The sequence below is a fragment of the Mobiluncus porci genome (assembly GCF_009695935.1).
Taxonomy (GTDB): Bacteria; Actinomycetota; Actinomycetes; order Actinomycetales; family Actinomycetaceae; genus Mobiluncus; species Mobiluncus porci.
This window is the reverse complement of the sequence record NZ_VUMY01000002.1, coordinates 26,421-38,970: the sequence shown is the minus strand read 5'-3', so window position 1 is coordinate 38,970 and position 12,550 is coordinate 26,421. Positions and strand designations below refer to the sequence as shown.

Sequence of the window (12,550 nt, the reverse complement as noted above, 5' to 3'; positions counted from 1 at the left end):
AGAACTAACTCGACACACCGCCATAAGAATAGGAACCGAAGCACACACCCTCGGAAGACACAACGAATTCGACGAAACTACCGTCAGGCAATTTTTCGCACAATACCAATCAGAACTAGGGAAAGGCTGGTGGCGGAAATGAGAACCTTCACAGTAACCGCAAGACGCATGAAAAACGGACGTTGGGCAATCTCCAACGAAGAACTAGGAGCCTACTCACAAGTATCCCGCCTAGACCAGATAGAAGAAGAAATGCGCGAAGCCTTGGCGTATCTCGCGGGAATAAACGAGAACGAGATAGAAATCAGCATACAACCAGAACTGGATGAATCTGTTTCTACCGCACTAGAACATCTCATCGCGGCCAGGAACGCCGAACAGGCCGCCACAGCCAACACCAAGGAAATCTCCGCTAACACGGTCCGCTTACTCCGCAACCAAGGCTACTCCATGCGGGACATCGGGACTTTGCTCGGGGTATCACACCAGAGAGTATCGCAACTAGCCGCAGCCTAACATTAACCAGATAATCCACCGATGGGAGAAAACCAATGCCCTTCTTCGTGAGTAAAAACGATATCAAGAACTATAAGGAAACCGAAGCCGCCTATCAAAACCTGCTGCAGCGGCTAGAGGGCACGAATATACTTGACCTCACCGAGGCAATAAAGGCCCTGGAAAAAAAGCGGGACGAAATCGAGAAAAGGATACAACCCCTGAAAGACGAAACCAGGGCGTTAGATCTGCGTATCTTAGAGCAAGAAAAAGAATACAATCTAGCGGTGCGTAAGACCGAGGACACACGGCGTCAAACCGAATACGCAAGGAAAGAGCTAGAGGGCTACACGGATATTATCGAATCCGGCATAACTCCTTATCATCATCCCGCCGAGCCGTCCGTTACTCTTGAAGCCGAACTTAAAAAGACCCGCAAGGGCATCAAAGACGCAATAAAGAATAAGACCGCTATAACAACCAGTTCAAACTTCACCCTAAACGGATCATCGAAAGACGGCGACAAATTCCTAGCCAACCTATCTAAAATCATGCTCCGCGCCTATAACGCCGAAGCAGAGAACTGTGTTCTGACCGTAAAAGCCGGTAACGGCGAGACAGCCCGGAAACGCTTGGAACGCACCCGCGACCAAGTAGAGAAACTAGCCGAGATTATTGATCTCCATATTTCCCCTAAATATCACAACCTGAGACTAAAAGAACTCCAACTTGCCCTTGATTATCAGAACGCGAAACAGGCTGAGAAAGAAGCCGAGAGGGAAGAGAAAGCCCGACTGCGTGAAGAAGCTAAGGCTATGAAAGAGCTTGCAGCTGAGCGAGAAAAGCTGGTAAAGGAACGCGCCCATTATGAGAACGTGATTCTTGAACTGATGAAACAAGGCAACGCTGAGGCGGTGCAGCAGTTCCAGGAAAAACTAGACGAAATCAACGCGCAGATAGACACTGTGGACTTCCGCGAGGCTAACCAGCGCGCCGGGTACGTGTATGTTATTTCTAACATCGGTAGTTTCGGAAAACGCATGGTTAAAATCGGGATGACGCGCCGCCTAGACCCAATGGAAAGAGTACGGGAACTCTCAGACGCCTCCGTACCGTTCAACTTTGACGTTCACGCCCTATTCTTCACCGAGGACGCTGTGGGGGTAGAAACCGAGCTTCACCATCGTTTCGCTAAGCAACGCGTTAATCTAGTGAATCCCCGCCGCGAGTTTTTCGCCGTAACCCCGCTAGAGGTGAAAGAAGCGCTGGTGGAAGTTGCGGGTAATCTCCTTGAGTTCGTGGAAGAGCCCGAGGCCGCGCAGTATCGGGAATCTGAGAGTATGAGAGAGACACTTTAGTTTTTGTCGATTTGAATATCAATGTCTTTATCTCCGCCCCCTGTTGCCTTAGTCTCTGTTTCCGTTGGTAGTGGTGCAAACAGGAACCTAAGCACGCGCCAGGCTACGGTTACCATTAAGGCAAGAAATACCCAGCCTATGAAAGCGGATATTGCGCCGCTGAATCCGTTTTCCATTGCCCCTGCGATTACGAACCATATTAGGGTGCCCAAGATGAATAGCTGTTTCACGCCTTTCTCCTTTGCTCACTATTGACCATACACCCCCGTAACGGGCCAAAACCCGGGTTTCACGAAATCAGCGCCTCGACTTTCCGCAACCCCTCCAACTCCAACTCGCGCCCCGGATGCTGGTAAACCGACTGCATTCTCGTTCCAGAATGCCCCATTATCGCCGCGACCGTCACCGGCGCGACCCCCGCCTCCAACATTAAGGTCGCCGCCGTGTGCCTAGCCTCGTACAACAGATAGGGCTTCCCGTCCGGCTTCGCAACCCCCGCGTCCTTTTGTAGTTTCTCCCACACCCGCCGGTTAGAGTCAGAGCAAAGCGGCCCACCACCCCTCACGGCTTGGAAAACCAGCCCCCACTCGTTGCCCGGTGTCTTTTCCCTCCACTCCCGCAACTGGTTCAGTAAATCACCCGGCAACGGGATTGTTCTAGCCCCCGACGCGGTTTTCGGCAAAGTCAAATAATACAAGCCTCTCACATGGTGGGCGACCATCCCTGGCGGCGGCGGGGTACGCAACCGGACAAGCTGGAACTCTACCCTAAGGGTGCCAGTCTCGAAATCGATATCCTGCCAGCGTAGCCCCGCAACCTCCGCGGGCCGCAACCCCAAAACCAGCGACAAGGTGAACCTGACCCCTCCCGGAATACTGCGCGCGGCTTTCACGAGCCTAGCAACCTCTCCGGAGGGAATCGCGGCCCTTTTCCCCTCTCCCTTTTTCACTTTCTTAAACCCTGGGACTGACACGTGAACATTCAGGCCGTCTCTTGCCGCGTCTTTGAACATCATCCCCCAAATGGTTTGTTCTCCTATCACGGTCGCCGGTGATAGGCCGCGCCCTGTCTCGCTTACCCCGAGCGCCTCTAGATCCGTGCCCCTGACGTCTTTTACTTGTTTCCGGCCGAGGGCTTTTGTTAGGACGCCTATCGCGGTTTTGAATCCTCTGAGTGTTCCGGGGCGTACCCGCGCGGCTTGTCTTTCCAGCCACTGGTTGCCGTAGGTTTTCACTGTGGGGTTTGCGCCAGTTATGCCCGCATCCCGTTCTCTTTTCGCTTGTTCTAGTTTGCGTCGCACTCCGGCTTTGGTTTTGGAGGACACAACCCTGCGGCGGCGTTTCCCTTGTGGTGTCCACCCGTCCTCTATCGCGGCGAACCATAGCCCGCGTTTCTCCACGAAGTAGATGCTGCCGTCCCCGTAGCCCATGCCGTCCCTCGCTTGGCCATTACATTGTTTCTATTGTTGCTCAAACCGCCTGGTTGAGTGTAGCCATTAGTATAGCCATTTGAGGGGCGTTCGGGGTAATTTGGGGTTGTCTAGGGTGGCGGGGGGGACGCGTGAAACGCGGGTTTATTAGGTGAAACGCCTCCGACCTGTGATAGCTTAAACCGGCCTGAAAGTATAAGTCATAGCCCCCAGTCTACCCCTTGCCAAGCCCGAGTCCTGATTTGAAGTAAGACCCGACGTTGAGCGGGAGAAACACGGAATGACTTCAATAAGGCCCTGTTATCCACGGGTGTAGGTGGATTTGTCGGTTGTGTATCTGGAGGTAACTATGTAACTGGTGCGATTTTGGGCATTGCTGCCACTATTGCCACTCACAGCCAGAATCCCCCGAGTTACAGAGTTAGCAGCGAGTATCATCCTCGGTTCAATCCCCGAAAACACTCCCAACAGAGCCCCTGAGTCTCCGCGTCAAATTTACATAAGCGCAGTTCAGAGCAATTAATATGTTGGCGCGACCCAAAATAACGCTCGAAAGTGGCCGCCCAGGACGCGGCACTCGCGTCAAGGGCTGAATGTAGTCTCCGAAAACCGCCGCGGTGCTTTGACGTCCCGACAGGTCGATGCGCCGAGGCTCTGAGGCGAAAGCCCTAATCCTGCTGCTCTTGAACCGCCTGGGCTTGGGCAGCCTGCTCTTCCGCAGCCTTTTGCGCCGCCAGATCTTTCGCGCAGACAATCTGGTGGTCGGGCTCGTAGGTGTGGGTGTAGGTCTTGGAATCAACCTCTTTCCCGTTCAGCAAGCGCGTACGCGTGTTGGAAATTGTGAACCCTATCTGGCCCGCGCCCGAAGGCACACACTCCGCCCAGTTGTTGACTTTCACGGTGGGCTGACGAATCGCCGACTTGGGGCTTTGCGAGGTTTTTACCTCGTAGTATTTCGTCCCCCACACCCGCATGTGGAGTTGCCCGCCGCTCACCCAACCCTGGAGAACGACCGGATTGGGGTTCGGATTCTTCCACTTCAAATCCAGCGAACCGGTCCACAAGGTGCATTCGCGTCCCATGGGGTAGCGAGAGAACCAGACGCTGTGGGGGTGGAATTCAACAAGGTCCATTCCGGCGAACCACGCGGCGTTCAAGGCCGTGACACACATCTGGGACAGGCCACCGCCGAGGGCTGTCGTGTGGACGCCGTTTTCGATGACACCGGAGGCAGCCCAGCCGTTTTCGACAGAGATTTCACCAAGGGATTCCTCCAGGGAGAACTGTTCGCCGGGTTTCACCAAAACGCCGGTAAGAATCCCAGCCGCTTTGCGGAGGTTTCCGGTTCGAACCGCATTCGAAGTCAGCGGCGTTGCGAACTCCCCGATAACCTCCTTGATCCCAGCCGCGTTAGCATCCTCGGTCGAGAACTCCGGTGGGATGGGGGTCAAATCCACCGTGACCTCGCGGTTTTCTCCCGACACGGCTCCGGCAGTGACCTTTGAGGAAATCTCTTCGGGATCGAGCTTCGTCCCGTTGGTGGATGCGACCACGGTGGGGGCGCCGGTCTCGAAGCTGAAGCGCGCACTGACCGGGGCGGTTTCGAGTCCGGATAGATTCGCGAGGGCGAAATCTCGCAGTTTCCCGCCGTCAAGTTTCGGGGTCAGTTTCTCGCCTTCAAGTTTCCACGTTGCGGTTTGGCAGATTGTGCCCTCGGGGATCGTGAGTTTTTGTTCGCCGATATTTGCCGTAATTGGGCCGCTCAGGAGAGTTTTGGCGGTGCTGTCTTCCGCGGCTTTCAACTGCGCTTCGGTTGTTTTCGGGGTGGTGGATTTCCCGGGAACCTTTAGAGCCTTGCCTTGTTTCCACCATTTCTTGGCGATTTCTTGGGTGGCTTCGCCGACTTTGAGGTCCATCCCGGGAGCAGGTTTCACGGGGACAAGTTTCCCGTCTTGACAAAGGAAATTAGCCTCTGTCGGCGGGGTTTTCAAGTCTGCTGCAGCGGCGGAAACGGCTTGGTTCAGCGCGGTTTGGTCGATTTTGGAGGTGAGTTCCAAGGCGCCCGCCCCCGCGAGGTGGGCGAATATTTTCACGGGGTTCAAAGAAAAGTCGGCAACTTGATGAACCGAAGCGGAAAAATCGGGCTGGAGTCCGGCGGTGGCGGGATTGAGATTGGCGGTTTTAGCGCCAAGAGTGACGGGGAAGGGATTTTTCAGTTTCGGGCCGAGGTCGGTGTCTAGTTTCTTAATGGCCTTGTCGGGGGTCATTCCGCCGACCGGTACGCCTGCGAAAGTCGCGCCTTTGGGGACAGAACCGGCCACCGCAGCGGCGAGGCCGACATATCCGAGGAGAAGCACCCCGAGGAGAATTCCGATAGCGACCGGCAGTTTTCCAGTGCGTTTTTTATCCTGCGCAAAGCCAGCGAAAACCTCGGAAGCCTTCGCGTCTCGAGGCGGTGGCGTGTGCGGCGCTATAGTCATTTTCCTCTCCTGGAAGAATTCCCTTTCTCTCCTGAAGAATTCCCCTCACAAATCATACCGGAAACTTCGGATTTTCCCGCGGATTTCCTTCCGGACACTAACTTCAGGTCGAGATAGTGTCCGCAAGGGCGGCGTCGAGACGGATTGGCTAGATATCAAACCCCGCAAAAGACGAACCTCGTTCGGACACTATCTTCACATCAAGATAGTGTCCGAAACCGGCGGGTCTGAACCCATGCCTGCGCCGTCCCCTGGAGGCTGCGCTCCTACCGCGCCTCGCGCCGCATCGCCGCGGCCGCCTTGTAGCGCTCCTCCGAACCCAGAATGACCTTGCGAACCCGAATCGCCTCGGGCGTGACCTCGACGCATTCGTCGTTACCCGCAAATTCAAGGCTCTCCTCGAGGGTCAAAACCCGCGGCGGCGTGAGTCCCTCGAAAGCGTCCGCGGTCGAAGAACGCATATTCGTCTGTTGCTTTTCTTTGGTGATATTGACAATCATGTCTTCCCCGCGCGGGTTTTCCCCGACGACCTGACCCTCGTAAACCTGCGAGCCGGGCTGGACAATGAACGACCCGCGCTCCTGGAGTTTAATCATGGCATACGGCGTGGCCTGACCAGCGCGGTCAGCCACCAGCGACCCGGTGGCACGCCCCTCAATCTCCCCGACCCACGGCTCCCATCCGGCGGAAACCGAGGAGGCAATCCCCGTCCCGCGCGTCTCGGTCAAGAACTTCGTCCGAAACCCAATTAACCCGCGAGCCGGCACGGAAAACTCCAGGCGAACCCAGCCGGTTCCATGGTTCGCGACCGTTTTCATCGTCCCCTTACGGGCGGCCATGAGCTGGGTCACAGTCCCGAGATATTCCTCGGGCACGTCCACAGTCAAGGCCTCTATCGGCTCCATGGTTTTTCCATCAACGACGCGCGTCACGACCTGGGGTTTTCCAGCGGTGAGCTCGTAGCCTTCGCGGCGCATTTGCTCGACTAAAATCGCCAAGGCGAGCTCGCCGCGCCCCTGGACTTCCCACGCGTCGGGCCGTCCGATATCCTTCACCCGCAAAGACACATTCCCGACCAGCTCGCGGTTGAGGCGGTCTTTGACCTGGCGGGCCGTAACTTTTGCGCCCTTGACCTTACCAGCAAAGGGCGAGGTGTTGATCCCGATTGTCATGGAAATCGCCGGTTCATCCACGGTTATCAGCGGCAGCGGCCTCGGGTCTTCCAAATCTACTAGGGATTCACCAATGGTGATGTCGTCGATTCCAGCCACTGCAACGATGTCGCCCGCGCTTGCTGACTCGGTAGGAACCCGATCGAGCCCGTGAGTGACCAGGAGCTCCGTGATTTTCACCGGCTCGACCATCCCGTCGGAGCGCGCCCAACCCACGGTTTGCCCTTGGTGAATCTTCCCGTTGTGGATTCGCAACAAGGCGAGGCGCCCGAGGAAAGGCGAGGCGTCGAGGTTCGTGACGTGGGCCTGGAGGGGCGCGGCGGGGTCATAAGTCGGGCCGGGGATATGCTTCAAAATGGCCTCGAACAGGCATTCCAGGTCGCCGTCCGGGGTTCCGCCGTTGCCGGGGTTTGTCAAGGAGGCCGCTCCGGACTTCGCGGAGGCGTAGATTATCGGGAGGTCAAGGAGCTGGTCGAGGTCGAGGTCAAGGCCCGCTTCGCCGGCTTCTTCGCTCGCCTCGAGGTCTGTTGCCAAGGTCAGCAAGAGGTCAGTCGATTCGGAGACGACTTCTTCGATGCGGGCGTCTGGCCGGTCAACCTTGTTGATGACCAGCACGACGGGGAGAGCTGCTGCCAGCGCCTTGCGCAAGACGAAGCGGGTTTGCGGCAAAGGACCTTCCGAAGCGTCAACAAGAAGCACCACGCCGTCAACCATAGAGAGGCCACGTTCGACTTCCCCGCCGAAGTCCGCGTGACCAGGGGTGTCAACCACGTTGATGGTGACACCGTCAGGAAGTCCGAGCGCCGCCGCGGCCGGACCGCGGTATTTCACGGCCGTGTTCTTCGCGAGAATAGTGATGCCTTTTTCGCGCTCCAGGTCGCCGGAATCCATGACCCGCTCGGGGGTGTCGGCGCGCAGGCCTTCCGCGTTGGCCTGGCGAAGCATCGCGTCAACCAGCGTCGTCTTGCCGTGGTCGACGTGGGCAACAATGGCGACGTTTCGGATGTCTTCTCTAATGGTCATTAAAGTCCTCAACAGTCCTGACAGTTATTAACCGTACATTTCAAACCCGCATTATTTTAACCCCAAACCCTCCTATCGCTAAAAGCTGAGCAAACGGGGATGGTTACAATTCCGCGGAACAGTAGTGGAACCATCCGCGATTGCTCCGGGCTGCCAAGGGGCAAAACTCATTTAACCGGCGAATTTATCGGTGGGGACGGGTCAAAACCGGAAAAGACTAATCTTTGGTGACCCGCCAGTATTGCACGAGTCCCTGCCAGTCGAGTTGCACCCCCGCAACCTTTGTTGACCAGCCCACTGCCACGCTCTCATGCCACAGCGGCACCACCGGCAAATCCCGTATCAACAGCGACTCCGCCTGGGTATAGAGTTTGACTGCCTCCGATTCCGAGACAGTTCCGCCCGCTTGGTAAAGCAGCGCGTCGTACTCAGGATTCGAATAGCCCACCCGATTCGCGATTCCCACAGTCGCAAAATTAGGCCACAAATACCCTTTCATCCCCGGATATTTCGCGCGCCAACCAGCCGGATACGTCAATTGCAGCGCCCCAACCGAACCATCAGGATTCGTCACCCGCATGGTCTTCACATTCTTCTCCAAAGTCACTCGATCCGGGAAGGCCTTTACGGACACCCTGACCCCAAGACACGAACGAATCTGGCCCGCCGCACCATCTACCCACTCCCCCATCTCATTATCGACCCGCGCCATGGCAATCTCGCCATCCCACGGCGCGAGCGAATCGGCTGCAGCCCAGTTTGCTTTGGCTTGGGCGACGTTGAACTTCAAAACCTCATTACCTGCCAGGTTTTCAGTATGACCAAGCACCACGGGTGTTACGAAGTCCGTAGCGGACTCGAACAAACCGGCGAAATACATCTTGGAAAGATCCACGCGGTTGAGGCACAGGGAGACTGCGGCCCGACGCAGCCGACCTTCCTCAGATCCGACAGCGAAGTGCCCATCTAAAGGGAAAACCAGGTAGTCTGCCACAGCGTTAGGTCCGGAAGTGGCGCGGGCTCCGAGCTGATCCTTGTAGGTTTTCAAGGCTGCTGACGGAAGGTTGTCATTAATGTCCAGCGCATCATTCTGCAAGTCGCGATAAGCCTCATGAGCGTCACGGTAGAACTTGAAGGAAATCCCCTCGTTGCGAGCCCTCCGTGGTCCGCGGTAGTGCTCGTTCGGAACCAAAATCAGTTGCGAGTCGTGTTCCCAGGCTCCCTCCCGCGCGAGCATATACGGCCCGTACCCAAAGGGATTTTCCCCAAAGTCCGCGGAAATTTTACCGTTTTCATCAAAGGCCGATGCTGGTAGGGGCGAAAAAAACGGGGTCGCCAGCCTCTTCACAAAATCGCACGTTGGAATGGAAAGGTGAACTTTGAAGCGGGTGCTGCTGACGATTTCAACGCCAGCCAGGTCGGGGGTCAGAGTGTTTTCGCGCGTCCCCGCGGGGGGACGCCGGTGTGAATCGGTGGAGACCACGGGCGCTGCCCCGCTCGTGACGTCATAGCCGTTGATGACGGTGAGCAAAGAAGCCTCCGGACGGGTCTCGACATTACGAACGGCATCGCTCCAGGTTCTCGCGAAACTTTCGGCATCCACCTTGGTGCCGTCGGAAAACAGCAGGTCAGCAGTGAGCTCAATATCGTAGACGGTACAATTATCATTAGGAATAATCGCCTGCGCGATGTCGTTCTTCACCTCGCCTTTTTCGTCTAGATAAGCCAGCCCAGAAAACAGCATCGCCGCAATTTTTGCCTTGTCTATGTTGGTTGCTGCTGATGGAATCAACATTCCGGATGGCTCGCTGGCTGATACGGTAACATAATTCGGGCCAGTCACTGGAGTTGATATATTTATGGGTGATTCTGAGCAGGCAGTAAGTCCCGAGAAAAACCAGGCAAGTATCCCCCCAGCAGCGACTGCTCGAAGAAGTTTCTTCTTCACTCCACCTGGAGCATTTTGTACTAGCCGCATGACCCCTATCATAGGCTATACGCTTAGTTTCGCGGAGACAGTTTTTGGCTTTGGATTTTCTGTCTTTACTGCATGAAGATAAACCTGCGCCAGCCTAGTATCATTCCCTTGCCGCTGCTACCCGTATTCGACAGCGATAGTCTTACTCAAAGAGCGGGGCTATTGCGACAAGAGAACGTACCTGTCTACATCACTTTCGTCTGTTCGATGGCGGTGGTCATCGCGCTTACTGTTTTCGCCGCTGCTCTACGTAAAACCATGCCGATAAGAAGATTAGGAATCACAAACAGCAGAAGCATGCCAGCATTTTGAAGGTAGTCCCCCGCGAATTCCCCGGCGATTGCTGAACGCATCATATTAATAGCATAAGTAGCTGGGAGCCATGGGCTTATATTTTGGAACCACTGTGGGAGCATTTCGAGCGGGTAGGCTCCACCGGCTGCTGAAATCTGAAGCACCAGCAGAACTACAGCCACTGCTTTCCCAGCGTTAGACAACGCCACCACTAAGGTGTGGATACAGAGGGTAAACACTGTCGAGATTATCCACCCGGCAAGAATCAACAGGAACGGGTGGGCAGGTCGGATGTCTACGAAGACGATGAGACCTCCCATCAAAAATGTAGACTGCGCCATACCTACGAGCCAAAACATTGCATATCTCCCCAGGTACTCTTGGAAATTCGTAAATACGCGGTCGATGTCTGCCAGTTGTGTTGTTTCTTCGCGGAGGTGAGTTTCTTCTTCGCTCACTTTCTCGCTGGTTTCTTCTGGTTTGTCTGGCGCCAAGTTCTCTTCTTCTTCAACATGATCATCTGTGTTGTCTATTTCAACATTTGCTTCGTCCTCTCCCCGGTGTGAAACCACCCCATCTAATACAGTTTGACCGTTTTCTAGGGCGTGTTCTTTAGTGGTGGTCTTGACCGAGAGGTTTCGCATCGTAGTCTCGACATATCGCCGGGCAACATTAGGTGAAACGTCAGTGCGTAGGAAAGCGCCGGCAAGCAGCGCACCAACCCATAGCGCTATCACTGCAAAGAGTGGAGTCATTCCAACGCCGAATGTGGCTACTGGGAATATGGCACTGCGCTGCACAGTTATTGGAGAGGAAATCAGCTTCGCGAGCGCGTTAGGATCAGCGCCTAGCGCCTCAGCAACTTTTTTCAAATCTCCACTGTTACGAGCCTGTTCGATATTGTTTAGCGCTAGGCCTAAACGTTGGCTGCTGTCGCGCATAGTGTTTGCGGTTTGCGCTAGCGAAGACTGAGATTGCCGCAGGATCTCAATCGTGTTGTTGTTTTTTTCAGCGAGCGCTGCACGTACCGAATCCATGTAGGTTTTCACTACTGCAGAGTTTCTTGCTGCTTTATCAAGGCTAGAGCGCAGCCTGTTTATTGTCGGTAGGAGATTATTCTCTAAGTTGGCGCGTGCCGCATCGATAGCGTCTCTCGCTTGTCTGATTTCTATTTGTGCTTTCGCCTGGGAATCTTGGTGAGACTCTATGCCCTGACGCAAATCGCCTGCCAGGGAGCCAAGACGCTTCGACAGGGTCTGTTGTCTAGCAATGGCCTCATCCAAAGTATCAATAAAGGCATCTGCAGCCGAATCGTCGGCTCGTCCATTAAGAGCGCCAGCGATAGCGTCACGGGTTTTTTGGAATCCTACAATCTGTTTGTCCAGCCGAGACGCGATTTGTTCCAGAATTTCTGCGTTGTCTTCGATAGTACTACCAGCCGATACCAGCAGGCTGTCGAGGCTTCTATTGAGATTTTCGATATTCGACGAAGCGAGGTTCAGTGAGTCACCGAGCGCAGTTTCAGCATTCGCGAAAGGATTCTTCTCTCCGTTTTTAGCGTTATATTTCCATAACGCTGTTGCTTCATCGAAGGAGTTGCTCACACTCCCGGCTAGATTGCTAGCGCCAGCGGCGAGTGGAATTGAAGATCCAATAAGCGCCGAAAGTGAATATACAGTGTCGGCTCCGGAGTTAAGCTCCGAAGAGAGGAATTCTAGCCGATTTGAAAGGCGGTCTAGAGTGGCTTGAGTGCCTGAATCATCGAGATAATCTGAAACTGTCCGAGCCAACCCCACCGCCGCATTTGCTAGAGTCCGCGAAAACGCATTGTTTATCTGCGCGACGGTTTCTTGGGTTACCTGGGAAGTAAGATTAGCCGACAGCGGATTCTTCTTTTCGTTCGTATATAGCTTGATGTCTGCGGGGACTGCTCCACCCGCGTAGAACGTAAACATTGTTCTTGAAAAATCTTCTGGAAGTATGATTGCGGCATAATACTCGCCCGATCTAGTACCGTTAAGACCGGCTTTTTCATTCGTGATTACCCAGTGCAGGTCTTCGTTAATTGCTAGTTCCTTGATAACGATGCCGCCTACGTTTATATCTATGTTCAATACATCGCTTTTATAGCCTTCGTCGTTATTGATTACCGCAATTTTTAGTTGGTTAGAATTCGCGAAAGGATCCCATGTTGCAAGCACATTAAACCAGGTGAATAGCAACGGAATACTGATGAGTAATGCAATGAATATTTTCGCTAAGACACTTGAGTTAATCTGACTGACATCATCTCTCGCGATAAACAATATTTTTCGCATCTG

Annotated in this window: 8 protein-coding genes; 2 read left to right on the top strand and 6 right to left on the bottom strand. The window is 54.7% G+C overall.

All coding sequences use genetic code 11. The annotated features are described in order from the left end of the window. Positions 1-129: 129 nt before the first annotated feature. On the top strand, positions 130-516 hold the full coding sequence (locus tag FYJ63_RS01270) for a hypothetical protein (RefSeq protein WP_154543021.1): 387 nt from the start codon (positions 130-132) through the stop codon (positions 514-516). A 47-nt stretch (positions 517-563) separates the two neighbouring features. After that, positions 564-1,853 (top strand): SNIPE associated domain-containing protein, encoded by a 1,290-nt coding sequence (locus tag FYJ63_RS01265; protein WP_338106777.1) that lies wholly within the window; start codon positions 564-566, stop codon positions 1,851-1,853. Here the strand turns inward: FYJ63_RS01265 and FYJ63_RS01260 are convergent. The 6 genes from FYJ63_RS01260 to FYJ63_RS01235 form a co-directional block, all read right to left on the bottom strand. After that, a complete protein-coding gene (locus tag FYJ63_RS01260) occupies positions 1,850-2,083 on the bottom strand; it encodes a hypothetical protein (protein ID WP_154543017.1) in 234 nt (77 codons plus the stop codon). The two genes, FYJ63_RS01265 and FYJ63_RS01260, sit on opposite strands and share 4 nt — an antisense overlap. A gap of 59 nt (positions 2,084-2,142) precedes the next feature. Next, positions 2,143-3,282, bottom strand: coding sequence for a tyrosine-type recombinase/integrase (locus FYJ63_RS01255; RefSeq protein ID WP_154543015.1), 1,140 nt, complete (start codon positions 3,280-3,282; stop codon positions 2,143-2,145). Positions 3,283-3,950: 668 nt separating this feature from the next. Further along, entirely contained in the window at positions 3,951-5,762 is a 1,812-nt protein-coding gene (locus FYJ63_RS01250) for a VanW family protein (RefSeq protein ID WP_154543013.1), read from the bottom strand. A 266-nt stretch (positions 5,763-6,028) separates the two neighbouring features. Beyond that, positions 6,029-7,957 carry a translational GTPase TypA gene (typA, locus tag FYJ63_RS01245; protein ID WP_154543011.1) on the bottom strand — a complete coding sequence of 643 codons (1,929 nt, stop codon included), beginning with the start codon at positions 7,955-7,957 and terminating at the stop codon, positions 6,029-6,031. A 217-nt stretch (positions 7,958-8,174) separates the two neighbouring features. Further along, positions 8,175-9,752: a peptide ABC transporter substrate-binding protein gene (locus tag FYJ63_RS01240; RefSeq protein ID WP_229769849.1), complete on the bottom strand. Its 1,578-nt coding sequence runs from the start codon at positions 9,750-9,752 to the stop codon at positions 8,175-8,177. A gap of 368 nt (positions 9,753-10,120) precedes the next feature. Further along, the gene (locus FYJ63_RS01235) at positions 10,121-12,547 is read right to left on the bottom strand and encodes a YhgE/Pip domain-containing protein (protein ID WP_154543009.1); all 2,427 of its coding nucleotides are present in this window, start codon (positions 12,545-12,547) and stop codon (positions 10,121-10,123) included. Positions 12,548-12,550: the final 3 nt, after the last annotated feature.